The following is a 24,331-nucleotide window of genomic DNA, read 5'->3' on the forward strand; positions in this document are numbered from 1 at the left end:
AGACGTCGGGCCCTTTTTCGTTTCAGGGAAGTGGTCCCCTCGCGGGATGCCTCAGGCCGAAAGACCGGCAAATTCCTTGAGGATGGCGTCGCCCATGTCGCCGGTGCCGACTTGGCGGCAGCCGTCGGCCATGATGTCGCCGGTGCGGATGCCCTGGTCGAGAACGTTGGCGATCGCCTTTTCCAGGTTGTCGGCTTCAGTGATCATGTTGAACGAATAACGCAGGCACATGGCAAAGGACGCGATCATGGCGATCGGGTTGGCAATGCCCTTGCCGGCAATATCCGGTGCCGAACCATGGACCGGCTCATAAAGCGCCTTGCGCTTGCCGGTCTTGCCATCGGGGGCGCCGAGGGACGCGGACGGCAGCATGCCGAGCGAACCCGTCAGCATGGCCGCAACGTCGGACAGCATGTCGCCGAACAGGTTGTCGGTGACGATGACGTCAAACTGTTTCGGGGCGCGAACCAGCTGCATGCCGCCGGCATCGGCCAGCATGTGGTCCAGCTTCACATCGGAATATTTCGCCTTGTGGATTTCGGTGACGACCTGGTTCCACAGCACGCCCGACTTCATGACGTTGCGCTTTTCCATGGAGCACACGGCATTCTTGCGGGTGCGCGCCAGTTCGAAGGCAACGCCTGCGATGCGTTCGATCTCGTAGGTGTCGTAGATCTGGGTATCGATGCCGCGCTTCTGGCCGTTGCCGAGATCGATGATTTCCTTCGGCTCACCGAAATAGACGCCGCCTGTGAGTTCGCGGATGATCAGGATGTCGAGCCCGTCCACCAGTTCGGGTTTCAGCGAAGAGGCGGCGGCAAGCGCCGGATAGCAGATGGCGGGGCGAAGATTTGCGAAAAGCTCCATGTCCTTGCGCAGGCGCAGCAGACCAGCTTCCGGGCGAACCTCATAGGGAACACTATCCCATTTCGGACCGCCGACGGCGCCGAACAGGACGGCATCGGCCGCCATCGCTTTTTCCATATCCGCGTCGGAAATGGCGGCGCCATGCGCATCATAGGCGCAGCCGCCGACCAGACCTTCGTCGGTGACGAAATCGGCACTCATGGCGTCGTTCATATGGGCGATGATCTTGCGCACTTCGCCCATGGCCTCTGGACCGATGCCATCACCGGGAAGCAGGAAAAGGTGTTTTGCCATTGTGCAGATGTCCTTGATTGTTCAGGCGGCGGTTGGGCAGCTGTTTCAGGAAGCGCCGGCACCGATGCGTGCGGTCACTTCGATCTCGATTTTCATTTCAGGGGTGGTGAGGCCGCAGACGATCATGGTCGCTGCCGGACGGATGCTGGCAAATGCCGATCCGACGACCTCGACCACAGAATCGTAATCGGCCATGTCGACGAGATAATAGCGCACGCGGACAACGTCCTTCAGGCTGCTGCCGGCTTCGCCAAGCGCTTTTGCGATAGTGGCGAGCGCGTTGCGGGTCTGGTCAGCGACATCGTCAGGCATCACCATCAGGGCATAGTCATAGCCCGTCGTGCCAGAGACATAGACCATGTCACGGTCAACAACTGCGCGGGAATAGCCGATCCGCGCTTCGAACGGTGATCCGGAGGAGATATGCGTGATCATCTGATAACCCTCAGAGCCAGGGGCGGTCCGTGCTGTTCTTGTCCTCGAAACTCGAGATCACGGCGTCGCTCTTCAGCGTCGATGCAATATCGTCGAGACCTTCGAGAAGGATCTGGCGGCGGCCGGGGTCGATGTCGAAATGCAGCGAGCCGCCATCCGGGCCGGTGATCTTCTGTGCTTCGAGATCGATCGAAATGACGGCATTGGAGCCACGATCCGCATCATCGAGCAGCTTTTCGAGATCTTCCGGAGATACGATGATCGGCAGGATGCCGTTCTTGAAACAGTTATTGTAGAAAATATCGGCAAAGCTGGTCGAGATCACGCAACGGATGCCGAAATCGAGAAGTGCCCAAGGCGCGTGCTCACGCGACGAGCCGCAGCCGAAATTGTCGCCAGCCACCAGGATCTTGGAATTGCGATAGGCCGGCTTGTTCAAGATGAAATCCGGGTTTTCTGACCCATCCTGATTGTAGCGGGATTCTGCAAACAGTCCCTTGCCGAGACCGGTTCGCTTGATCGTCTTCAGGTAGTCCTTGGGAATGATCATGTCGGTGTCGATGTTGACGACCGGAAGCGGCGCTGCGACGCCTGTGAGTTGCGTGAACTTGTCCATGATCTGCCTCCAAGGGAGTTGTCGTGAAGGCCAAATAAAGCAATTTGCCACCGATTTGAAGGGCATTATGCCTTCAACCGGTACTCCGCTGCGCCAGAGCGCGCAGGCGGAGCGAACATGATGACGCTAGAGGTCGATGATGGTACCGCGGCCGTCGTTCCACACACGGATATCACGGCTGGCCGGCTTTGGTCCGAACGATTTCGCTCGCACGGGTACAGGGTTCAACCTGGTCGAGATCGCCCTACCAATTGAAAGAAGGACGAGAATGCCGGCAAATGCGACGGTCAGAGACGCTGTAAAGAGCGCCGCCATGGCAAGCACCGCAATAGCTGAGGCGACGACGAAAAATGCACGAATGTTTTGCATGGATCATACCTTTCAACGTCTGAAATGTGGGACCGGCGGGCCTCGCTTACAAGTGGTTTCGCGACCTCCTGTCTTGCCGAGGGCCAAAAAGCTTGTCACAACCACGTTATGACTTTTCCCAATGATTACATGGTCCCGAAGCGATGGCCGCTTTGATCCGGCGCTCGCTCCTGAGCGTTCCCGCGAGCAACACCCGTGCGCTTTCGAAAATCCCGCAGCTCGACTGCGACGGCGTGATTTTCGATCTGGAGGATTCCGTGGCCTCCGGGCAGAAGGCGGAAGCGCGGGATAACCTCCGCAGAAGCTTTGCCGAGCTGAATTCCGATGGTCTCGAGACGGCTATCCGGATCAATCCGCTCACAAGCGAATTCGGTCCTGCGGATCTCGAGCTCATCGTCGAACTTCTGCCGGATGCGGTGGTCATTCCCAAGGTTGAGCATGCGGACGACGTCCGGGTGATCGCCGAGCGCCTTTCTCAGGCGGGCGTGCCGGAGAGGGTCTCTATCTGGGCGATGATCGAAACGCCGCTCGGCGTCCTCAACGCAGCCGAAATCTCGAGCGTGGGCGGACGGATCAAATGCCTCGTCGTGGGGCTCAACGATCTCCGCAAGGCAACGGGTGTTTTGCCGCAGCCGGGGCGGGCCAATCTCATACCCTGGCTGATGCAGGTCGTGCTGGCGGGCAGGGCCTATGGTGTCGATGTGATCGACAGCGTGTTTAACGATTTCAAGGACGAAGCCGCGTTCGAAGCCGAGTGCGCCCAGGGCCGTGCCATGGGATTTTCCGGCAAGATGCTGATCCATCCGGCGCAGATCGACGCGGCCAACCGTCATTTCGGTCCTTATGATGATGCGCTTGAAGAGGCACGCGGCATCATCGAGGCCTTCCGCCAGCCGGGAGCCGAAACGCTCAACGTCATCAACCTCGACGGCCGCATGGTCGAGCGTCTGCATCTCGAAGATGCGGAAAAGCTCGTCGCCAGCGCGGCGGTCATCGCCAACAGAAAGAGAAAGCAATGAAAGTATATCGTTTCATCACCGGTCCTGACGATGCCGCCTTTTGTCACCGGGTGACGGCGGCGCTGAACAAGGGCTGGGAACTCTCCGGTTCGCCAAGCTACGCCTTCAACGGCAAGACGGGCGAGATGCATTGCGGCCAGGCCGTGATGAAGACCGTAGAAGGCAAGGAATACAGCCCCGACATGAAGCTCGGCGAGCAGTAAAGCTCAGCCGAGGTCTGTAAGCCGGCGCTGGATCAGCGCTGGCTTGCTTCCTCGGCGCTCGCCTCGATGCGCTCCATGTCGTCGTCACTCAGGCCGAAGTGATGGCCGATCTCGTGGATAAGGACGTGGGTGATGATATCGCCCAGCGTTTCCTCATTCTCCGCCCAGTAATCGAGGATAGGCCGGCGATAGAGCCGGATGCGATTGGGCAGTTCGCCGGTTTCCACCGTAAACCGTTCCGAAATGCCACGTCCTTCGAACAGGCCCAGAAGGTCGAACGGCGTTTCCAGCGCCATGTCTTCGAAAACGTCGTCGTCCGGAAATTCTTCGACCTCAATGGTGAGGTTCGTTGTAAGTTTGCGGAATTCGTCCGGAAGGTGGCTGTAGGCTTCTAATGCCAGCGACTCGAACGTGCTGATCGTCGGCGCATGGCGATCCTGCCAATCATCGGTCTGGTCAATGCGGGCCATGGGATCTCCTTCCAACTCAGGCACATATAATACCTGAAGCAGCTATTTCGAGAAAAGAATCATTGCGATAGCTTTTAGAGGAAAAGATTCCTGATCGGGAGCTGTTGACTCTTTGCCACGTGTCTGGAATCCATAAGAACATAAAGCGAACATTATCGATGGAGTTAACGCCATGGCCAAAGGTGCCTGGGCGCGGGAGAGACTTTTGCCCTGCGCAAGCCGATCTCGGAAACGGAAAGCGGTCGGCGAGCTTGCTCGTGATGCTCGCGTCTGGTCTGGATTGGAACCCGCATGACCGCCTGTTTTCGATCCGCTCTAGCGTATGGACAGAGGCGTATTCTGACACTCGTGTTCCCGCGTCTGTCAACCGACAGAATCGCGCGCCGCCGCTGGGGTATGGACTGGCGGTCGTCCCGCCATCACGACCATCCACCGATCGTCTTTGCCGGGCGCCACGCCGACAGGATGTGCCTGACAGTGCTCGACGCGGCCGCCGAACGCCTTAACCTGAAGCTGGGGCAGGGCGTTTCAGAAGCGCGAGCTATCTTTCCGGAGCTCGACGTGATGGACGAAGACGATGATGCCGACGCGGCGCTTCTGATGGCGCTCTCCGACTGGTGCGACCGATATACGCCACTGGTGACGCTAGAAGGGCGCAACGGGCTCTCTCTGGATATCACGGGCTGTGCGGATTACGGTGGCGGAGAGCAGGGCTTGCTCGGCAATGCCTCCCGCAGACTCCGTCAGATGGGTTTCGACGTCAAAGGGACACTCGCATCTTTTCCGGGCGTGTGGAGCGATTCTGCTTCTGCCGCGGACGGAACCTGTGGCGGCGCGTTGTTTCGATCGAGTGACGTCCGAGCCTTTTCAGAGATATCGCAGCGACACAGCAGCCGGTTAGGCATCACTGCCTCCGATCACGGATCGTTGATAAGGGGGTTATGATATGTCAATTACCGGGCTGGATTCTTTCTTGACATCGCTTGTCCTCTTTTGCAAAAAGTCTGTATCGAGGTCAATGTTCTCCAGGTCGATCCAAAATGCTGGTTTGCAGTTGCAATTACATCACCGAAAGGGAGATCAAGGATACGATCATCCAACTCCTCACTGAGGACTGTTGGCAGCTGATCGTTCCCATCAAGGTCTACCATGCGATGGAAAAACGCGGCCGTTGCTGCGGTTGCTTTCCCAATGTCGTCGATCTGATCATCAAGACCACTGAAGAATATCACGCCCAGCGGCACTCGACGGAAGCTGACGTGATCGTCTATATGTCGCGCTTGAAACAACTCCACGAAGAAAACAGGAGAGCGGACATTGAAAGGCGACTTACAGGTCATCGAGCGGCTTAACGAGGCACTCTTCCTCGAACTTGGCGCTGTGAACCAATACTGGCTGCACTATCGTCTCCTGCATGATTGGGGTTTTACCAAGCTTGCCAAGAAGGAGAGGGCCGAATCCATCGAAGAGATGCAGCATGCCGATCGCCTGATCGACCGCATCATCTTTCTCGAGGGTCATCCGAACCTTCAGACGCTGGCACCGCTTCGCATCGGCCAGAACGTCAAGGAAGTTCTCGAAGCCGATCTGGCTGGCGAATACGATGCCCGCACCGCCTACAAGGCGTCGCGTGATATCTGTCACGCCGCCGGCGACTATGTCTCCATGAAGCTTTTCGAACAGCTGCTGATGGATGAGGAAGGTCATATCGACTTCCTGGAAACGCAGCTCGAACTTCTCTCGAAGATCGGCGAAGAGAGATACGGCCAGCTCAACGCGGAATCAGCCGACTCCGCTGAGTAAAGCTCAAATCATCGACACTCTATCGCTCGAGCCCGGTGGAAGATGCTTTCACCGGGCTTTGCTTTATCCGACCAGCGCTAACCGGACGTGCAATCAGCCTGCCGGCGCGAGGTGGGCAAATTCGGCGACGACCCTGTCATAGACCGCGCGCTTGAACGGCACGATCAGGCCGGGCAGATCCTGCATCGGCTTCCATTCCCAGGCATCGAATTCAGCCGTATGGCCTCCCGGCGGCGGGTTGATGGCGATCTCGCTTTCATCGCCGTCAAAGCGGAAGGCAAACCAGCGCTGCGTCTGGCCGCGATACTTTCCCTTCAGTCCGATACCGATCAGGTGTTCCGGAAGATCGTAATTGATCCACTCGCCGGCTTCGGCAAGCAGCGCGACGGAACGCATGCCCGTTTCTTCGTACAGTTCACGATAGGCGGCGGGCAGGGGATCTTCGCCCTTGTCGATCCCGCCCTGCGGCATCTGCCACAGTTGCGGAGACCCGTCGAATTCGCTGTTGCCGGCAGCAATGCGGCGTCCCGCCCAAACGAGGCCCTCGCTGTTGAGCACCATGACCCCGACGCAGGGACGATAGGGAAGATCGTCCGCTTTCACCGGTTTCTTGTGATCCTTGGCCATATCATTCCCCTTGCTTCAAGGTGCCACGCTCTCGCGGGCAAGCGTCGATACACCGACGATTTCTACACCGCGTTGCGAGGCTTCGTCGGCCCATTTGCGGATCGCCGCGATGCTCTCGTCGAAGGCGGAGGCGATGCCGATTGCCGTTCCCTTGCGTTGGGCTATCCGCTCCAGTTCGTCAAGTTTCTTGAGGATCGCGTCGGATTGAAGCTGACCGTCCAGGGTCAGGTCACCGAAGGCGTGCGGCAGTTGCATCGCCTTTGCCAGCACCTCCGTCTTCGACTGGGCCGAGGTGCCGTCATCGAGGAACAGCAGGCCGCGGGAGGCCATGTCGCGCAGGACAGGCTCAAGCGCCTTGACGTCGGAGAGATAGCGGCCGCCCTGGTAGTTCATGATCCCCGTATAGTTGGTGATCTCGCCCATCGCCACGTGCAGTCGCTCAAGGTTCTTTGCGGCAGGATCCTTGACGAGAAGTGTGCCTGGTCCAGGGTCGTTGGCCGGATAGTCGTAAGGCTCGAACGGGACCTGGATGATGATTTCGTGGCCCGCGCGGCGCGCTTCCTGCATCCAGCGCTGCAGGCTGTTGCCGCTTGCAGCAAGGCCTAGCGTTACGCCTGGCGGCAGTTGCTGGATGGCGCGCTGGGTGCCCGTCTGGCTGAGGCCGAGGCCACCGACCACGATCGCGATCCTTGTGCCGCGGGCGCCGGACCAGGGTCGTGCATACTGATCCATCGGTCGCATGCCATCCTCGCCGAGGATCGGCAGTTTGCCGTATTCCGTGTCTTCCAGAAGAGACGTATTCGGCTCTGCCGCAAATCGCGGGTCCTGGCCAATTCTCTGGGCATTGATAAGGACGGGACCGTTTCCATCCCTTGCGCGCGGCGTGTATTTTGTCACGACCGAGCCGTCCGCCATCCGGTTCTGCTCAATGGTCGCGCCGGAATTCGGATTGGACCGGGGCATGCCGTTGGGGTTGGCATTTTCGGGAGAAACTGCATCATCGGCAGGTGTCTTGGGGGCGATCGCCGTGGAGGAGGGGGGCTCGCTCGAGGCGATGCGCTCAAGCTGAGGGTCGTTTCGCATCGCATAGATCGACAAGCCGACGACGGCAATCACGCCGATGCTTCCTAAAACGGCAACGGCCGACAGGCGACGCGCCGTTCGTCGCTTCGGCGGCCGGTTTTGACCGAGCGGTGCATGGAGATCGCTGCCCAAGGGATATGCCCGCGTCTGCGCTGCCGAAATGAATGCGGTCAGGCGGCTGTGATGAAACAGCCGCCTGACCGGTTTGCCTGATTAGTTCTTGACGGCGGCCGCAGCCTTGTCGGGGCTTGCCGGGAAGGACGGGTCTGTCTTTGTCCCATGCAGCAGGTCCATGGCATAGTTCAGCTGCAGGTCGTCCTTGGTTTCCGGCGGCACATAGGCAGCCGAACCGGAACCTTCGTCTGTTTCGGCCGCGCCCTGGATATGGCCCTTGAGGCTGGATTCGCCTTCGGCGCGGACCTTGCCCTGCAGTTCCGGCGGCAGCGGCTGTTCGACCTTGATGTCAGGCGTGATGCCCGTTCCCTGGATCGACTTGCCCGATGGCGTATAGTAGAGCGCCGTCGTCAGACGTAGTGCACCGGATTCGCCAAGCGGAATGATCGTCTGGACGGAGCCCTTGCCGAACGAGCGGGTGCCGACAACGGTCGCACGCTTCAGGTCCTGAAGAGCGCCGGCAACGATTTCAGACGCCGAAGCCGAGCCGCCGTTGACGAGCACAACCACCGGCTTGCCGTCGGTCAGGTCGCCAGGGCCGGCATTGAAGCGGCGTGTCTCATCCGCATTGCGGCCACGGGTGGAAACGACTTCGCCGCGTTCCAGGAAGGCGTCGGAGACGTTGATCGCCTGATCCAGCAGACCGCCCGGGTTCAGGCGCAGGTCAAGCACGAAGCCCTTCAGCTTGTCGGCAGGCACGTCGGCCTTGATCTTCTTGATCGCCTTTTCGAGATCGTCATAGGTCTTCTCGGTAAAGGAGATGACGCGCACATATCCGATGTCGCCGGCTTCGACGCGCGATTTCACGGCGCGCACCGCAATGATGTCGCGCATGACGGTGATGTCGAGTGGCTTGTCGGCACCCTGTCGGATGACCGTCAGCTTGATCGGCGTATTGACGGCGCCGCGCATCTTTTCGACGGCATCTTCAAGCTTCAGGCCGCGAACGGCCTGGCCATCGATTTCGGTAATGAAGTCGCCGGCAAGAATGCCAGCCTTGGATGCCGGCGTGTCGTCGATCGGCGTGATGACCTTGACGAGCTCGTTCTCCATCGTCACTTCGATGCCAAGACCGCCGAACTCACCGCGCGTCTGGGTGCGCATGTCTTCGGCATCTTTGGAATTCATGAAGCTCGAATGCGGATCCAGCGAGCTCAGCATGCCATTGATGGCATTTTCGACCAGCTTGTTTTCATCCGGTGGCGTCACATACTGGGCGCGGACCCGCTCGAACACGTCGCCGAAGATCGACAGTTCCTTATAGGTGGAAGCCCCGGCGGCCTGGGCCGGGACACCGGCCGAATAAATGACGCTCATCGCGGTCGCACCCAACAGTGCTCCGACGATGACAAGAGAAGCCCTACGAATCATTTCGCGCCCTTCCAGTTTCTTTGCTGGCCCACCACGGTTTAGAATCAACCGGAGTGCCGTCTTTTCGGAATTCAATGTAAAGCGTCGGGCGATCCGTTTCCAGCGCCAACGCAGTCGCACTTGCTACTCTTTTCTCACCCATGGCAGCGATCGGTTCGCCAGCAAAGACAAACTTGCCCTGCCGCGCGTTGACCATGTCCATTCCTGCCAGAACAACATGATAGCCGTCTCCGGCGTTCAGGATGATCATCTGGCCATAGCTCCGGAATGCACCGGCAAACACGACCAGCCCATCGGCCGGTGCCGTCACCACTGCGCCGGGGTTGGAGGCCACGGTCATACCGCGTGCCGGGTGTCCCGTCCCGTCTGCATCGCCGAACGCACGCAATATTTCGCCGGCAACTGGAAGCTCCAGTTTTTGCCTGAGGCTTGAAAACGCGTATGCGGGCGCAATACGGTTTTTGTCGGGCACACCGCTTTCGGCCAATTGCCGGGCTTTCTCGCGTTCTTCTTCGGACATCTGCCGCCGGCGTTCTTCCTCGGCACGGGCCAGATCCATGCCTTCGCGCACGGATGCGATCTGTCCCTCAAGCCCCTGAATGAGATCCTGAAGCGAGGTGGCGCGGCCGACAAGTTCCTGAGAACGCGCGCGTTCTGCAGCGAGCTGTCTTTCATTCTCGGCGTTCAGCTTGGCGTTTTCTGCCAGCAGCAGGTTCATCCGCCGTTCTTCCTCGACGCCTGCGGTGATGGTTTGCGAAACGGTTTCCTTCTCCCGGGCCGCTTCGGCCTGGAGGCTCGCGAGATTTTGAAGATCCGTGACCAGTCTTTCGGCCTCGGCCCGCATGCCGGGCACGACGGCGCCGAGCAGGATGGCGCTTCTCACCGAACCCAGCGCATCATCGGGGGAGACGAGCAGCGCTGGCGGCGGGCTGCGGCCCATGCGTTCCAGCGCGCCCAGCACTTCGGCAAGAATGGAGCGACGCCCCCTCAGGGCCACGCGGATCTTGTCTTCCTGCACTTTCAGCGAGGCGAGCTTGTCTTCGCTCACCTGGATCTTCGACTGCAGGTCCTTGCGCCTTGCGGCTGAATCGATCAGCGCCTGGCGCATATCCGCAGACGTCTTCTTGATGCCGGAAATGCTGTGCTCGATCTGAGCGACCTTTTCCGACGAGAGGCTCATGCTTTTGGCCAGCACTTCCAGCTCGCCGCGGGTCTCGTTGCGTCTCTTTTGAAGATCCGCTGTCGGATCCGCCAAGGCTTCGGTCGCGGGCGGGGAGGGTTGGGCCGCAGGCGGTGCCGGTTCCTGTGCCAAGGCAATCCAGTGAAACGGGGGCAGGCGGAGAGGCGCGAAGGCAAGCGCCGATGCCATCGCTGGCAGCGCAAGGCCCAGGGCTATGGCTCTCCTGATCGTCATCGCGTTCTCGAATTTTGCAGCGGACCGGTGAAGCCTAAGCTGATTTGCCGGGGCCAGCCATAAACAACATCGTGTTTCGCAACATCGGCCCGGAAGGTAAACGAAGTCTAAACGCGGTGGTAGGGATGGCCTGAAAGGATGGTGACGGCGCGATAGAGCTGTTCGGCAATGAGAATGCGGACCAGCTGGTGCGGCCATGTCATCGAGCCGAGATTGAGGACGACATCGGCGCGTGCGCGAAGATCCGGGTCCAGCCCGTCTGCGCCGCCGATCGCGAGCATCATGTCGCGCTTGCCGCCGTCCTTGTATTTGTCGATCAGGCCGGCAAAGGCCTCGCTGTCCAGCGCCTTGCCGCGTTCATCGAGGAGCACCAGAATGGCGCCCTCGGGAAGGGTCTTCTCCAGTGCGGCCGCTTCCTCGCGCTTTCGCGTTTCGGCATTGGAAGCGCGGCTTTCCGGCACTTCGATCATCCTGGCAAGTTCGAGCCCGATTGCGGGCCCGGCCTTGGAGAAACGGTCGAGGTAACGGGACGCAAGATCCTTCTCGGGTCCGGCTTTGAGCCGTCCCACGGCGAAAAGGCTGATGCGCATATCCTGATCCGTTGTTTTTTCAGAGCGACCGTTTGCCACTCGGCCGGCACGGCGTAAGCGTGCCGCCGTTTGCAGGCAATCGTCGCCTCTGGTCGGCTCAGGACTGTCCCGGCCTGTTAGTGAAGCACTGTGCCTTCCTCGACATCCGGAGCAGCCCACATCTTCTCGATGTTGTAGAACTCGCGGATTTCGGGGCGGAACACATGGATGATGATATCACCAGTGTCAATCAGCACCCAATCACCCGTCTCCATGCCTTCGACACGGGCCCCGCCGAGGCCCTCTGCTTTCAGGTCGGTGATGAGGTGATCGCAGATCGCCATGACATGCCGGCTCGATCGTCCGGAGACGACGACCATGTAATCTCCGAGAGCGGATTTTCCGGCAATATTGATGGTGACGATATCTTCTGCTTTGGAGTCCTCGAGGCTCGTGAGGACCTGATCGAGGGCATGGGCGGCGGCATCATCGCCACGTTCCAGGCTCTGCGGAATGACGGAGGCCGTCCTTCCCTTGGCGTGTACTGTTGTCAGGGTCGTTCCTTTCGTCCGGTAACAGCAACATCCTCTTCGCGCGAATCCCGTCTGATGACCGGCCGCATAAGGAAGGTGGCATTGAATGCTTTATCTTTCAAGTGATCGGAATGTTCCAGTTTTAGGAATCGGAAGTCTTTCCCGATGCCCGGATTGCCGTCGAACTCAGGGCCGATCGCGGACCGTGAATAAAGGTCCAGGCGGGCGGGCGGCGCTTCCACAGCGTGCCGGCATCCGTCTCGTCAACACGGGCATGCTGGAATGTCCGGGCCATCTTTGATGACAGGAAGGAAAGGGTGGCACCCGGCCGGTCTATCACGGCGATCGGGAAGGTAGAGACGATCTCCTGCCACTTCTGCCAATGGTGAAAGGTCCTGAGGCTGTCTGCACCCATGATCCAGATGAAATGGATATGCGGATTGCGCGCCTTGACGAAGGAGAGCGTATCGGCGGTATAGGCGCCGCCGAGCGCTTTTTCGAACGCGGTGACCTTAATGCGCGGATCCTGGATCAGCCGCTCGCTCATGGCGATGCGATCAGGAAGCGACGCGAGCTCTGTCCGGCTTTTCAGCGGATTGCCAGGTGTCACCATCCACCACAGCTGATCGAGCCCAAGGCGCCGAAGCGCAATCTCGGCGACCAGAAGGTGGCCTTCATGCGGTGGGTTGAACGAACCGCCGAAAAGACCGACGGCCATGCCCCGTTCCACATGCGGCATGGCGAGATGGCGTCTTTCGATCCGCTCTATCGTCACGTCAGGGCCGGATCTGGCCGGTGCCGTGCACCCTGTATTTGAACGAGGTCAGCTGTTCGACGCCAACAGGGCCGCGCGCATGCATCTTGCCCGTGGAAATGCCGATCTCGCCGCCCATGCCGAATTCGCCGCCATCGGCAAACTGGGTAGACGCGTTGTGCAGGAGGATCGCCGAATCGATCTCGTTGAAGAAGCGCGCGACCACTGCCGGATCTTCCGCAATCACCGCTTCGGTGTGGCTGGACGAATAGGTGTTGATGTGGCGGATCGCACCGGAAATGCCATCGACGATCGCCACCGAAATCACGGCATCGAGATATTCCGTATGCCAGTCATCCTCGTTCGCCGGCTTGAAGCCCGGGTGAACCTTGAGCACCGCCGCCGAAGCGCGGATTTCGCAGCCGGCTTGCGTCAGCGCTTCCAGCACCGGCATCAGGTGGGTCCCGATCGCGGCGCTGTCGACCAGCAGTGTTTCGGCCGCACCGCAGACGCCGGTGCGGCGCATCTTGGCGTTGACGACGATCGCCTTTGCCATTTCCAGATCCGCGGAGGCGTCGACATAGATGTGGCAAAGGCCTTCCAGATGCGCAAAGACCGGCACGCGGGCTTCGGACTGGACGCGGGCGACCAGGCTTTTTCCGCCGCGGGGAACGATGACGTCGATAGCGCCTGACAGGCCCGACAGCATGGCGCCGACGGCCGCCCGATCGGTCGTCGGCACGAGCTGGATCGCATGTTCGGGTAGACCCGCCTGCTTGAGGCCCGCCACCAGGCAGTGATGGATTGCCTGCGATGAATGGATCGAATCCGAGCCGCCGCGCAGGATCACCGCATTGCCGGCCTTGAGGCAGAGCGCGCCGGCGTCGGCCGTCACGTTCGGGCGGCTCTCGTAGATGACGCCGATCACGCCAAGCGGCGTGCGGACACGTTCGATATGGAGCCCGTTCGGGCGATCCCATTCGGCGATCACTTCACCGACCGGATCCTTGATCGCGGCGATTTCGCGAAGCGCCTCCGCCATGCCGGCGATCGACTTTTCGGTGAGGGTCAGCCGGTCGATGAAGGAGGGGAGGAGCCCCTTGCCCTCGATGTTGCGGAGATCCTCGGCATTGGCGCTCAGGATTGCGACGCTGTTGGCGAGAACCAGATCGGCCATGGCATTGAGCGCATCGTTTTTCTGCTCGGTCGATGCCGTTGCCAATGCACTGGCTGCAGCGTTTGCGTTGACGCCGATCGCATCCATGATTGCGGCAACGTCGGTCATCTGGACCTTATCCAACATGAACGGCATCCTCCTTGCGGGTGGTCGTGCGCCTGATCGCGCCTGTCATAACAAGGTCGTCGCGATGGACCATGGCGGCACGGCCGGCATAGCCCAGAATGGCTTCAATTTCCGCCGATTTGCGGCCGGTGATCTGGCGTGCCTCGTCGGCATCGTAGCTGACAAGACCGCGGGCAATCTCGCGGCCTTCCGCGCCGATGATCGCGACCGTATCACCCCGGTGGAAATTGCCCTCGATGCGGCGCACGCCGGCGGGCAGCAGACTTTTGCCCGAACCCAACGCCTGTTCGGCGCCTTCGTCGACGACGAGTTCGCCAGCCGCCTGCAACTGTCCGGCAATCCAGGTCTTTCTTGCCGTCACCGGTGTGCCAGATGGGGCAAACCAGGAGGATCGCGCGCCGTGTTCGATGGCGCGCAGCGGATGATCCGGCTTGCCCGATGCGATGATCATGGCGCAGCCCGCAGTCGTCGCGATCTTGCCGGCGTCGATCTTGGTGCGCATGCCGCCGCGCGACAGTTCAGATGCCGCACCGCCGGCCATCGCCTCGATCTCGGGTGTGATGACATTGATGATATCCAGAAACTGCGCATCCGGATCGAGATGCGGCGGTGCCGTGTAAAGACCGTCGATATCCGACAGCAGAACCAGAAGGTCGGCGCCAGTCATGGTGGCGACGCGCGCGGCAAGCCGGTCGTTGTCGCCGTAGCGGATTTCGGACGTTGCGACGGTGTCGTTTTCGTTGATGATCGGAACCGCGCCGATCTTCAGAAGCTGGTTGATCGTGGCACGGGCGTTGAGATAGCGGCGACGCTCTTCCGTATCGCCCAGCGTCAGCAGGATCTGTCCCGCGACGATCCCGTCCCGCGACAGGCTTTCCGACCAGGCGCGGGCAAGCGCGATCTGGCCGACGGCTGCCGCTGCCTGGCTTTCCTCCAGTTTGAGGGCGCCGTGGGGAAGGTTCAGCACGGTACGGCCGAGGGCGATCGCGCCGGAGGAGACGACGAGAACATCGATACCCTTCGCCCGAAGCGCGGCGATATCGGCGCAGATCGCGTCGAGCCACGGAGATTTCAGGCCGGTCTTGCGATCGACCAAGAGGGCCGAGCCGATCTTGATGACGATCCGGCGATGGTCGCCGAGCGGCTTGCGACCGCCGGCTTGCCCGGAAGAGACTTGCTTGTGACCGATCTCGTGGCCGGGCGTCATTCGTCGACGTCCTCGTCGAACTCCTGAACAGGAACGGAGCGGTTCGGCAGGGCCGTGTCTTCGCCGACGCTTGCCGCGACGATGACATCGCGGAGCGCGCGCAGAACATCGGTCATGCCCGTGCCGGTGATGGCGGAGATCAGGAAAGGTTTTTGGCCGCAGGCGTTCTCAAGCTCCTTGGCCTTCTTCTTCAGTTCCTTCTCGTCGAGCACATCGATCTGCGACAGCGCAACGATTTCGCGCTTGTCGGTCAGACCGCCACCATAGGCCTGAAGCTCGGTCTTGACCGTCTTGTAGGCCTTGCCGACTTCTTCCTCGATGGAAGACACGAGGTGCAGCAGAACGCGGGTGCGTTCCACATGGCCAAGAAAGCGATCGCCGATGCCGACGCCTTCATGGGCGCCTTCGATCAGGCCCGGAATATCGGCGAGAACGAACTCGCGGCCATCGATCGTGGCGACACCGAGGTTCGGGTGCAGCGTGGTGAAGGGATAGTTGGCGATCTTCGGGCGGGCGCGGGTAACCGAGGCCAGGAAGGTGGATTTTCCGGCATTCGGAAGGCCGACAAGTCCTGCATCGGCAATCAGCTTCAGCCGCAGCCAGATGGTGCTTTCCTCGCCCTCAAGGCCAGGGTTTGCCCAGTTCGGTGCCTGGTTGGTGGCGTTCTTGAAATGCGTGTTGCCGAAGCCGCCATTGCCGCCCTTGGCAAGCCGGAAACGCTGACCCTCCTTGGTCATGTCGATGATCAGCGTTTCGTTGTCTTCCTCGAAGATCTGCGTGCCGACCGGAACCTTGAGCGTGACACTGTCGCCATTGGCGCCGGTGCGGTTGCGGCCCATGCCGTGGATGCCGACCTTTGCCTTGTAATGCTGCTGGAAACGGAAATCGATCAGCGTGTTGAGGCCATTGACGGCTTCGACCCACACGTCGCCACCACGGCCGCCATCGCCGCCGTCAGGTCCACCGAATTCGACGAACTTTTCCCGTCGGAACGAAACTGCGCCCGCGCCGCCGTCACCGGAGCGGATATAGACTTTTGCTTCGTCGAGAAATTTCATCGGTCTGGTAGTCCTGTTCTTGGTCGCTCCCGCTCTCCGGCGGGACGTACTTAAGGTTTTCGATACCGTCCGACAGGCTTTAGGTCAAAGCCTATCGACAGAATGCGCTGAAAACGGCCCCGGCGGACAAGGCATCCGCCGGGGCCGATCGTGATCAAGGCATGATCAGGCGCGATCATGCCGGGGAGCGGGGGCCAGAAGCCGGAAATCCTCCGGGGCAAGCTCCGTCTCGATATGCGGCACCATGACATTGCGGGCGCGGTTGAACACATCGCTTGCGCCGGTGATGCGGAAGCCGAGCTTTGTCTGCACATTGAGCGAACCGAGATTGTCGGCAAACGCGCCCGAATGGACGACAGTGTCCGGCATGCGGCGGAAGAAGCGGTCGAGGACCCCCGACGCTGCCTCGCTCATATAGCCGCGATCCCAATAGAGGCGGTTCAGCCAGTAACCGAGATGCCAGCGGCCGTGCCTGAGTTCCAGGCCGACAACGCCGATATGCACATCGTCGCCGGTGGTGATCGCCAGCTGCCAGTTCGGCAGGATGCCCGAAGTTTGCGGCACCAGCCAGTCGAGCGCATCCTGACGGTCATAGGGCTGCGGAACACGCGACAGCATGCGGCTGACCTTGAAATCGCTAAGCGTTTCGGCAATCGCTACCGCATCCGACAGGCGGTGCGGGCGAAGCGTCAGGCGCTGCGTGACGATTTCAGGGCAGGGGCCAGGCTCAGTGCGAACCGCTTTTGCCTTTTCGAGAACGACGGCACTCATCTCAGCTCTCCCCAGCTTCTCAGCGACATCCATGTCTTGCGGTCCAGCCGGAACCATTCGACGGGGACCATTCCGCCCACCGCCAGGCATTCGATCATGCCGGTGCCCTGGAACTGGAAGCCGCATTTCTGGATCACCCGCTTCGACGCGATGTTGGTGACCCGGCAACGGGCATCGATGTGCTCGATATGGCTGCGGGTGCGAAATGCCATGTCGATCAGCGCGTGCGCCGCTTCCGTGGCATAGCCCTTGTTCCAGTGGGGTTCGCCCAGCCAGTAGCCGATTTCGAGGGTTCGTTCGTCAACCTGGGGTTCGAGCGCGCAGCAGCCGAGAAACTGGCCATTGTCAGCTCGGGTCACGGCATAAACGCATTTGCCAATCTCGCCCGCATTCGTGCGTCGCACGAAATCGGCCGCGTCTTTAGACGTGTAGGGATGCGGCATGCGCGACACCATGGTCGCAATGTTCGCATTGTTGGCGAGATGGGCAAGTGCGTCAATATCGTCTTCGTGCGGTGCGCGCAGAACAAGGCTCTGCGACAGTAAGACGGGGCAATCGCTTCTCAACCGGTCCGGCCTGAGCCGTTCCTCTGGTCTTGTTTCCGGCGGCCGTAATTGGCCAGCCCTTACTAATTCGCCTTGCATGGTTCAGTCTCCTTTGAGGGATAAAAGAAAAAGGGAAGATGGGTAGCGCCCCATCTCCCCTTTTCTTTGACTGAACCTTCAAACGTTCAACCGGGTCGATGAGACGCCGGTTGCTTAACGCTTGCCGGCTTTATTCTGCGGCTTCGGCTTCGGCTTTCGGCATAACGGACACGTATACGCGGCCATTAGCGCGCGTACGGTAATTCACGTTGCCTGCCGTCAGTGCGAAGATCGTGTGGTCTGTGCCGATGCCGACATTGGCGCCCGGATGCCACTGCGTGCCGCGCTGACGCACGATAATGTTGCCCGGAATGACGACTTCGCCACCGAACTTCTTCACGCCAAGGCGCTTGGACTGAGAATCGCGACCGTTACGCGACGAGCCGCCAGCTTTTTTATGTGCCATTGGTGTTCTCCTTTAACTTTCGAAAACCTGGATTAGCCGAGGATGTCCGTGATGCGGACGACCGTGTGATGCTGGCGATGACCGCGAATTCGCTTGGAATTCTGGCGGCGACGCTTCTTGAAGGAGAGAACCTTCTTGCCACGGTTATGCTCTACAACTTCAGCCTTGACCGTCGCACCCGAAACGAAGGGGGCGCCGAACTTGGCATCGGCGCCGACGCCGATGACCAGGATTTCGTTGAATTCTACGATTGCGCCAGCTTCTGCTTCCAGCTTTTCGATGGTGAGCACGTCGTTGGCGGCCACGCGGTACTGTTTACCGCCGGTCTTGATGACTGCGAACATTGGTTATCCTTTCATGTTCGTTCCGGCTCTATCCCCAAAAGGACGGCCGTCTTTTTCTCAGTCGGGCTATAGCAGGGTTGCGAAAGACGGATCTTCCAGAACGCATCTGCCGGTGATTTTCTGCACGCCTCGGCGCGCAACGTCTGGTCTGGACATTTTTCCACACTTCGACGCGTCCGGCCTTACGCGAGGCCCTAAAAACTGTCAAGGCGAAAGGATATGAAGACTTGCATTTCACCCCTTGCCAGCCCGATTTTTCGCCGCTATGAGACAGCCGCGCATCAAATGCGCCGACCAGCAAAGCGGAGAGGTGGCTGAGTGGTCGAAAGCACCGCACTCGAAATGCGGCATACGGGCAACCGTATCGTGGGTTCGAATCCCACCCTCTCCGCCATGCCGAACCTTAGTCCGTAAGGCTACCATTGATCCGTTGGAATCTCTCGATTTTGCTCCTTTTTGCCATCGGGTGTGTTCCGCGCTCGAAGCAGCCTCTGCTTACCGTTCGTCATACAAAACAACACACCTCCATCTGCCTTGACGCGGTCACAGTGTTTCCACGTCGGAGCGGCGTTCCTGAATGACGTCTTGTCTGTTCCTCGGGCGCTCTGACCTATGCGCATTTCGGAAGTCTTCCTCGCCAAACCGCCCCTCGTCGCCATTTCATCTCCGCATGTCGTTGTCGCGGCAGTCGAATGGGAATGATGGTGGTCTGCTGTTGGGATTGAGGTACATTGTTTTGCTCGCCTGATCTTTTCGAGGAGGAAGGGGTTGGGAGTGCGGCGGAAATGCCGTTTCCGGCGAACTGCTGGCGAGCAGCTGTGGCTTTCAGTTTAACCCAGAGGAGGAATGGGCATGAGCAGGAACAGAGGTGTCGTGTATTTGCGGCCGGGCAAGGTCGAGGTGAGGGATATCTACGACGCCAAGCTTGAGGCGCCGGATGGACGCCGGATCGAGCATGGCGTTATCCTGAAAGTGATTTCGACCAATATCTGCGGATCCGACCAGCATATGGTGCGCGGGCGCACGACGGCTCTGCCGGGGCTCGTGCTTGGCCACGAAATCACCGGCGAGGTCATCGAAAAGGGCATCGATGTCGAGATGCTTGAGATCGGCGATATCGTTTCCGTGCCCTTCAACGTCGCCTGCGGCCGCTGCCGCTGCTGCAAGTCGCAGGATACCGGCGTCTGCCTCACCGTCAATCCGTCGCGCGCGGGCGGCGCCTATGGTTATGTCGATATGGGCGGCTGGATCGGCGGCCAGGCGCGTTATGTCACTGTTCCCTATGCGGATTTCAATCTTCTGAAATTTCCGGATCGCGACCGGGCGATGTCGAAGATCCGCGATCTGACGATGCTGTCCGATATCCTGCCGACGGGGTTTCACGGGGCGGTCAAGGCAGGCGTCGGGGTCGGATCGACGGTCTATGTTGCGGGTGCTGGTCCGGTCGGTCTCGCAGCGGCTGCGTCAGCGCGCATTCTTGGGGCAGCGGTCGTCATGATCGGTGATTTCAACAAGGATCGGCTTGCCCATGCCGCCAAGGTCGGCTTCGAGCCGATCGATCTGTCAAAAAGCGACCGGCTCGGGGACATGATCGCCGAGGTGGTTGGCACCGACGAGGTCGATAGCGCCATCGATGCCGTCGGTTTCGAAGCCCGTGGGCATTCGGGCGGCGAGCAGCCGGCTATCGTCTTGAACCAGATGATGGAGATCACCCGCGCGGCGGGCTCGATCGGCATTCCCGGCCTCTACGTCACTGAAGATCCCGGTGCGGTGGATGACGCCGCCAAACAGGGAAGCCTGTCGCTTCGGCTGGGTCTCGGCTGGGCGAAGGCCCAGTCCTTCCACACGGGCCAGACGCCGGTGTTGAAATACAATCGTCAGCTCATGCAAGCCATCCTTCACGACCGGCTGCCGATCGCCGACATCGTCAACGCCAAGATCATTTCGCTTGATGAAGCGGCGCAAGGCTATGAAAGCTTCGACCAGGGGGCTGCGGTCAAATACGTGCTGGATCCTCATGGAGACCTGACGAAAGCCGCGTGATCACGCCGGCCGAGTTGCAGCCCGCTACCCTTGTCCGGCGCCGTATTGGTGCCGGACAAGCAGTTCGCCGCCTCAACGCTGCCAAGTCCTCACGCCACATGCTTCCAGAAGCCGCGCTTGTTTGCGTGCAGGCGCTTCAGGGTTGCGACATAGGCGTCGTGGGATTTCAGGGTGCCTTGATCGAGGATGTGGGGTGAAAGCGCTTGCGCTGTGGCCAGGTGCCGGGCTGCGTGCTTGTAGCGGCTGGCTTTTCCATGATCGAGCGAGAAGTCGATCATGCTGCGCAGGATCAGCGTTGCGGCGAGCGGATGATGGGGGGCGAGCATCTCGGCAGCTGATGTCATCAGTTCGTAGAGATCGCCATTCAGTTCTGCCGTCCTGGTTGTCACGAGTCGTGCTGCCTGGGTGAGTGCCGGCCAGCGCAGGAAGAAGGCGAGGGCCTGGTGAACATCCGGGGAAGTCTGGGCATAGGCAAACGCTCTTTCCTCGGCGTCCATATCGTCGAAGTCCGGCAGGCGTTTCAAGAATGCGCGCAGGTGAATGTCGCTGAGCGACTGTTCGAACCATCGCCAGCGATCGGCCTGGGCTTCCTCGGTGCGTCCCAGGGTTTCCAGCGTCTCGGCGCGGGCGAGCTGCCATTCGATCTCGCGGTCTGGCGAACCGGTTATTTCGGCGCCATCGAGCGCCTGCAGCGCTTCTTCGGCGCGCCCTGCGGAGAGGAGACGGCGAGCTATTTCGGCAGCGATTGCCGGTATCCGTCGGGTTTTCTCCGGCTGTTCGCCAATGTAGGCATCCACATCTCCTGTGGCATCGGCGATTGCCTGAAGCGCGATACGCACTGTCGTCTCATCATGCCGGTCGTGCCTCGGTGAGGTGGTGCCGATGCTTTCCCGGGCGCTTTCGTCGGGCTCGTTCAACCACTGCACAAGCAGCGATTTCAGGCGGTCGAGGCCTTGAGTGCCGAGGGCCGGGGCCATGGCTGGAATGAACGGGTCGAATTGGCCGTGGCCATTGTTCTGAACCGCCGCCAGAACCCTGTCGGCAAGAATATCGGGGTCGATGCCTGATCCGCTGGCGATGATGCCAGCATCGCTGCAGGCTTGATGGAAACTTGCAAGCAGCGCGCCGCTCGCATCGTCCGTTCTGTCGAAGATCGGCTCACCGAGGGCAAGGAACTGCCAGATCAGCTCGAAGCCTTCGCCCGGATCGTCCGGTGCCACGGTCTCGACGATCGTCTTGCGCTGGGTTTCGAGGTCGGCCTTCGTCGATTTTACCCGCCGCCAGCTGATGACGGTTCGGGCGCGCGCGATGCTGCCGAGCCGCTTGCGAACTTCGCGCGCCACTTCTTCGCTGCTGTGGCTGCCGGCCAGTTCCATGCGAAGCTTGCGCTTGTTTGCGGCGCTGCCCATGCTGATCTCGATCAGCAGCTCGGCAAGTCGTTGCGTGCCGAGCGCTTCAAGGTTCTTCGCGTTGAGGGTCGTCTTCGTGGCCATGGGGATGTCGATGCGGTCTTGCGTGAGGTGTCGGAAGCGACAGTTCAGAACCGGACCGGGATTTGCAAGTGTTTCAGCCCGGTTTTCGCCACCGGCCTGCTGCCGAGCGCTGTTGTGGGTCTTTCACGCCGAGGAAATCATTGGTAGAGGGTCGCCATGAACGCGCTTTCAGATGCCGATCCGATCTATAACCCGCCGCAGAATCCCTATCTTTCGCTGCTGCACCGCGATGCGCATCTGCTTGTGTTCAACAAGCCGAGCGGTCTGCTGTCGGTGCCTGGGCGGCATCCGGCGCTGTCGGACAGTCTTTTGACGCGGGTGCAGAAAGAGTATCCGGAGGCGCTGATCGTGCACCGTCTGGACAAGGATACATCCGGTGTCGTGGTGATGTCGCTCAACCGCCGGGGGCATGCGCTTGTCGCAGCGCAGTTTGAAGGGCGCACCACGCGGAAATCCTATGTGGCCGAGGTCTGGGGAAGGGTTGAGCAGGCGGAAGGCGTGGTCAAGCTGCCGTTGGCGATCGATCCAGACAACAAGCCGCGCCACCGCGTCGACACCGATCACGGCAAGCCTGCCCAGACGCGCTGGCAGGTGATGGGATATGGCGAGAAAAGGACGCGGCTGCGGCTGTATCCGCTGACGGGCCGCACCCATCAGCTGCGCGTGCATATGAAAGCGCTCGGCCACGTCATCCTCGGCGACGCGTTCTACGCGGATGGCGATGCGCTTCTGGCTGCGAACCGTTTGCTTCTCCATGCCGAAGAACTAAGCTTCCGTCATCCTGACGGTTCGGACGTCACGTTCACCGCTCCAACGCCCTTCTGAGATCGGACATTGGCACAAAACCTCGAGAAAACGCCGCTGATCGTCGATTTTGTCGGCGGCGCAGTCGGTCACCGTTTCCGTTCCGGCGAGGGCCGCAAACAGGACCTGCCGAAGGCCGTCGGGTTTTCGAGCGGCACGATCCCTGATGTTGTCGATGCGACGGCGGGTCTTGGCCGCGATGCGTTTCTGCTGGCATCGCTCGGCGCGCGCGTCACGCTGATCGAGCGATCCGAAACGATGCATGCGCTGCTTCTGGAAGGGCTCGAACGGGCGAGGGCCGAAGGCGGGCGTCATGCGGAAACCGTGTCCCGGATGACGCTGGTGCATGGGGATTCCTGCGTTCTGCTGCCGCAGATGAAGCCGCAGGTGATCCTGATCGATCCCATGCATCCGCCACGCGACAAAACGGCTCTCGTCAAGAAAGAGATGCGGCTGATCCGGGATATCGTCGGGACCGATGCGGATTCGGTGCAGCTCATGCAGGTCGCGCTGGAGGCGGCCCAAAACCGGGTCGTGCTGAAGTGGCCGTTGCGCGCCGAGCCGATGGCGGGCGTGCGCAAACCGTCCCATCAGATATTGGGGAAAAGCACCCGCTACGACGTGTTCGTCAAGGCGAAAATCAGCGCCGAGTAGGTGGGTGATCGCACTGCCGTTGTTGCCCTGTGTCGACGGTTGCGCATAGTATCCCGCATTCCTTGGGAGTGCCTTGCCGATGTCAGACAGTGACCAGAAGTCCGGGCCGTTTCCGGAAGAGCCGGGGATCCTCGAATTTCTCGATATCTGCGATCGCTTCTACCCCGCCGATGCTGTGGATGCGCCGATTGCACAGCAGCGGGACTGGTATGATGCACTCTGCGCCCGCTTCGACCAGCCGCTGCCGCAAGGTCTGACGTTTCAGGACGAGATGCTGGTCGTGCCGATCCGGCGTTACCGACCCGCGACGATCAGCAGCGAAACCGTTCTTCTTTACCTGCATGGCGGCGGGTTCGTCGTCGGGTCGCTGGATAGCCACCACGCGATCTGTGCGGAGATTGCCGATTTCGCGCAGGCGGAACTGGTCTCGGTCGATTACCGGCTTGCGCCCGAACATCTCTGGCCGGCTCAGACGGACGATTGTTTCGGTGTGCTGAAGCAGATTTTAGGGGAGGGTCGAAAGGTCGTGCTGATCGGCGACAGCGCCGGCGGCAATCTTGCGGCGGGGCTTGCGTTACGGGCGCGGGACGAAAGACTTTCGGGGATTGCCGGCCAGGTACTGATCTATCCAGCACTTGGCGGCAATCTTGTGTCTGGCTCTTACCGTGAGATGGCCTATGCGCCGGGGCTTACCACGGCCGATGTCGCTTATTACCGGGCAGTCCTCAAGGCGCCAGAAATTGAACCCGTCGCGCATCCGCTTCTGGCCCGCGACCTATCCGGCCTGCCGCCGGCCTATATCACCGTTGCGCATTTCGATCCATTGCGAGACGATGGCGAACTCTATGCGCGACGGTTGCGAGAGGCGGGCGTCGAGGCGACGTTCCGCGAGGAGCCGCAGATGGTGCATGCCTGGCTGCGTGCCCGCCACATGAGTGCTGGCGCGCGCAGCGGTTTCGAGGCGCTTTGCGAGGCTGTGCGGCGGATGGCAGTTAGCGACTGA

General features: G+C 60.5%; 29 protein-coding genes and 1 tRNA gene. 10 read left to right on the plus strand and 20 right to left on the minus strand.

Annotated elements, in window-relative coordinates; genetic code table 11:
* Positions 1-51: 51 nt before the first annotated feature.
* The 4 genes from leuB to IFT59_RS22525 form a co-directional block, all read right to left on the minus strand.
* Entirely contained in the window at positions 52-1,161 is a 1,110-nt protein-coding gene (gene leuB / locus IFT59_RS22510; protein ID WP_192078885.1) for a 3-isopropylmalate dehydrogenase, read from the minus strand.
* Positions 1,162-1,206: 45 nt separating this feature from the next.
* Positions 1,207-1,596, minus strand: a complete 390-nt coding sequence (locus IFT59_RS22515; RefSeq protein WP_192088341.1) for a RidA family protein — start codon at positions 1,594-1,596, stop codon at positions 1,207-1,209.
* A 10-nt stretch (positions 1,597-1,606) separates the two neighbouring features.
* Complete coding sequence (gene leuD, locus IFT59_RS22520) at positions 1,607-2,212, minus strand: 3-isopropylmalate dehydratase small subunit (RefSeq protein WP_192088342.1); 606 nt, start codon at positions 2,210-2,212, stop codon at positions 1,607-1,609.
* Between the two features lie 126 nt (positions 2,213-2,338).
* The gene (locus tag IFT59_RS22525; RefSeq protein ID WP_062462792.1) at positions 2,339-2,581 is read right to left on the minus strand and encodes a hypothetical protein; all 243 of its coding nucleotides are present in this window, start codon (positions 2,579-2,581) and stop codon (positions 2,339-2,341) included.
* A 143-nt stretch (positions 2,582-2,724) separates the two neighbouring features.
* Here IFT59_RS22525 and IFT59_RS22530 point away from each other — a divergent pair, with 143 nt between their 5' ends.
* A complete protein-coding gene (locus IFT59_RS22530) occupies positions 2,725-3,600 on the plus strand; it encodes an HpcH/HpaI aldolase/citrate lyase family protein (RefSeq protein WP_192088343.1) in 876 nt (291 codons plus the stop codon).
* Positions 3,597-3,803 (plus strand): DUF1737 domain-containing protein, encoded by a 207-nt coding sequence (locus tag IFT59_RS22535; protein WP_062462785.1) that lies wholly within the window; start codon positions 3,597-3,599, stop codon positions 3,801-3,803. Before IFT59_RS22530 ends, IFT59_RS22535 begins: the two co-directional genes overlap by 4 nt.
* Before the next feature lie 32 nt (positions 3,804-3,835).
* On the opposite strand, the gene IFT59_RS22540 is transcribed toward IFT59_RS22535, so the two are convergent.
* Entirely contained in the window at positions 3,836-4,273 is a 438-nt protein-coding gene (locus IFT59_RS22540) for a metallopeptidase family protein (protein WP_062462782.1), read from the minus strand.
* Between the two features lie 477 nt (positions 4,274-4,750).
* Between IFT59_RS22540 and IFT59_RS22545 the strand changes: the two genes are divergently transcribed.
* The 3 genes from IFT59_RS22545 (at position 4,751) to bfr (ending at position 6,076) form a co-directional block, all read left to right on the plus strand.
* Positions 4,751-5,218, plus strand: a complete 468-nt coding sequence (locus IFT59_RS22545; protein WP_174197292.1) for a hypothetical protein — start codon at positions 4,751-4,753, stop codon at positions 5,216-5,218.
* Positions 5,219-5,313: 95 nt separating this feature from the next.
* Entirely contained in the window at positions 5,314-5,625 is a 312-nt protein-coding gene (locus IFT59_RS22550; protein ID WP_192088344.1) for a (2Fe-2S)-binding protein, read from the plus strand.
* Positions 5,591-6,076 carry a bacterioferritin gene (gene bfr / locus IFT59_RS22555; protein WP_062462773.1) on the plus strand — a complete coding sequence of 162 codons (486 nt, stop codon included), beginning with the start codon at positions 5,591-5,593 and terminating at the stop codon, positions 6,074-6,076. Before IFT59_RS22550 ends, bfr begins: the two co-directional genes overlap by 35 nt.
* A gap of 93 nt (positions 6,077-6,169) precedes the next feature.
* Here the strand turns inward: bfr and IFT59_RS22560 are convergent, their stop codons facing one another.
* The 14 genes from IFT59_RS22560 to rplU all read right to left on the minus strand — a co-directional run bounded on the left by IFT59_RS22560 (position 6,170) and on the right by rplU (position 18,334).
* Positions 6,170-6,703 (minus strand): RNA pyrophosphohydrolase, encoded by a 534-nt coding sequence (locus IFT59_RS22560; RefSeq protein ID WP_062577041.1) that lies wholly within the window; start codon positions 6,701-6,703, stop codon positions 6,170-6,172.
* 15 nt (positions 6,704-6,718) lie between these two features.
* Complete coding sequence (locus IFT59_RS22565) at positions 6,719-7,918, minus strand: divergent polysaccharide deacetylase family protein (RefSeq protein WP_249407711.1); 1,200 nt, start codon at positions 7,916-7,918, stop codon at positions 6,719-6,721.
* A gap of 81 nt (positions 7,919-7,999) precedes the next feature.
* A complete protein-coding gene (locus tag IFT59_RS22570) occupies positions 8,000-9,331 on the minus strand; it encodes a S41 family peptidase (RefSeq protein ID WP_192078880.1) in 1,332 nt (443 codons plus the stop codon).
* Entirely contained in the window at positions 9,321-10,745 is a 1,425-nt protein-coding gene (locus IFT59_RS22575; RefSeq protein WP_249407712.1) for a murein hydrolase activator EnvC family protein, read from the minus strand. The genes IFT59_RS22570 and IFT59_RS22575 overlap by 11 nt, the downstream gene beginning before the upstream one ends.
* 107 nt (positions 10,746-10,852) lie before the next feature.
* Complete coding sequence (gene rlmH, locus IFT59_RS22580) at positions 10,853-11,335, minus strand: 23S rRNA (pseudouridine(1915)-N(3))-methyltransferase RlmH (protein WP_192088345.1); 483 nt, start codon at positions 11,333-11,335, stop codon at positions 10,853-10,855.
* Between the two features lie 116 nt (positions 11,336-11,451).
* Entirely contained in the window at positions 11,452-11,868 is a 417-nt protein-coding gene (rsfS, locus tag IFT59_RS22585; RefSeq protein WP_062577032.1) for a ribosome silencing factor, read from the minus strand.
* A 121-nt stretch (positions 11,869-11,989) separates the two neighbouring features.
* Positions 11,990-12,586 carry a nicotinate-nucleotide adenylyltransferase gene (locus tag IFT59_RS22590; RefSeq protein ID WP_192088390.1) on the minus strand — a complete coding sequence of 199 codons (597 nt, stop codon included), beginning with the start codon at positions 12,584-12,586 and terminating at the stop codon, positions 11,990-11,992.
* Positions 12,587-12,623: 37 nt separating this feature from the next.
* Positions 12,624-13,904 carry a glutamate-5-semialdehyde dehydrogenase gene (locus IFT59_RS22595; RefSeq protein WP_192088346.1) on the minus strand — a complete coding sequence of 427 codons (1,281 nt, stop codon included), beginning with the start codon at positions 13,902-13,904 and terminating at the stop codon, positions 12,624-12,626.
* Positions 13,894-15,111: a glutamate 5-kinase gene (gene proB / locus IFT59_RS22600; RefSeq protein ID WP_062577026.1), complete on the minus strand. Its 1,218-nt coding sequence runs from the start codon at positions 15,109-15,111 to the stop codon at positions 13,894-13,896. The genes IFT59_RS22595 and proB overlap by 11 nt, the downstream gene beginning before the upstream one ends.
* Positions 15,108-16,169 carry a GTPase ObgE gene (obgE, locus tag IFT59_RS22605; protein ID WP_192088347.1) on the minus strand — a complete coding sequence of 354 codons (1,062 nt, stop codon included), beginning with the start codon at positions 16,167-16,169 and terminating at the stop codon, positions 15,108-15,110. The genes proB and obgE overlap by 4 nt, the downstream gene beginning before the upstream one ends.
* 165 nt (positions 16,170-16,334) lie before the next feature.
* Positions 16,335-16,940 carry a GNAT family N-acetyltransferase gene (locus IFT59_RS22610; RefSeq protein ID WP_192088348.1) on the minus strand — a complete coding sequence of 202 codons (606 nt, stop codon included), beginning with the start codon at positions 16,938-16,940 and terminating at the stop codon, positions 16,335-16,337.
* Positions 16,937-17,584, minus strand: coding sequence for a GNAT family N-acetyltransferase (locus tag IFT59_RS22615; protein WP_184655591.1), 648 nt, complete (start codon positions 17,582-17,584; stop codon positions 16,937-16,939). Before IFT59_RS22615 ends, IFT59_RS22610 begins: the two co-directional genes overlap by 4 nt.
* 130 nt (positions 17,585-17,714) lie before the next feature.
* Positions 17,715-17,990 carry a 50S ribosomal protein L27 gene (rpmA, locus tag IFT59_RS22620; RefSeq protein ID WP_192088349.1) on the minus strand — a complete coding sequence of 92 codons (276 nt, stop codon included), beginning with the start codon at positions 17,988-17,990 and terminating at the stop codon, positions 17,715-17,717.
* Positions 17,991-18,022: 32 nt separating this feature from the next.
* On the minus strand, positions 18,023-18,334 hold the full coding sequence (gene rplU / locus IFT59_RS22625; protein ID WP_062462732.1) for a 50S ribosomal protein L21: 312 nt from the start codon (positions 18,332-18,334) through the stop codon (positions 18,023-18,025).
* A gap of 304 nt (positions 18,335-18,638) precedes the next feature.
* On the opposite strand from rplU, the gene IFT59_RS22630 reads away from it, so the two are divergent.
* A tRNA-Ser gene (locus tag IFT59_RS22630) sits at positions 18,639-18,728 on the plus strand.
* A gap of 458 nt (positions 18,729-19,186) precedes the next feature.
* Positions 19,187-20,377 carry a formaldehyde dehydrogenase, glutathione-independent gene (gene fdhA, locus IFT59_RS22635; protein ID WP_192088350.1) on the plus strand — a complete coding sequence of 397 codons (1,191 nt, stop codon included), beginning with the start codon at positions 19,187-19,189 and terminating at the stop codon, positions 20,375-20,377.
* An 89-nt stretch (positions 20,378-20,466) separates the two neighbouring features.
* On the opposite strand, the gene IFT59_RS22640 is transcribed toward fdhA, so the two are convergent.
* The gene (locus IFT59_RS22640) at positions 20,467-21,870 is read right to left on the minus strand and encodes a DUF6880 family protein (protein ID WP_192088351.1); all 1,404 of its coding nucleotides are present in this window, start codon (positions 21,868-21,870) and stop codon (positions 20,467-20,469) included.
* Positions 21,871-22,026: 156 nt separating this feature from the next.
* On the opposite strand from IFT59_RS22640, the gene IFT59_RS22645 reads away from it, so the two are divergent.
* The 3 genes from IFT59_RS22645 (at position 22,027) to IFT59_RS22655 (ending at position 24,331) form a co-directional block, all read left to right on the plus strand.
* The gene (locus IFT59_RS22645) at positions 22,027-22,695 is read left to right on the plus strand and encodes a pseudouridine synthase (protein ID WP_192088352.1); all 669 of its coding nucleotides are present in this window, start codon (positions 22,027-22,029) and stop codon (positions 22,693-22,695) included.
* Between the two features lie 9 nt (positions 22,696-22,704).
* On the plus strand, positions 22,705-23,328 hold the full coding sequence (locus tag IFT59_RS22650; RefSeq protein ID WP_113165451.1) for a class I SAM-dependent methyltransferase: 624 nt from the start codon (positions 22,705-22,707) through the stop codon (positions 23,326-23,328).
* Positions 23,329-23,407: 79 nt separating this feature from the next.
* Positions 23,408-24,331, plus strand: a complete 924-nt coding sequence (locus IFT59_RS22655) for an alpha/beta hydrolase (RefSeq protein WP_192088353.1) — start codon at positions 23,408-23,410, stop codon at positions 24,329-24,331.

This window comes from Rhizobium sp. CFBP 8752 (genome assembly GCF_014842035.1).
Lineage (GTDB): Bacteria > Pseudomonadota > Alphaproteobacteria > Rhizobiales > Rhizobiaceae > Neorhizobium > Neorhizobium soli.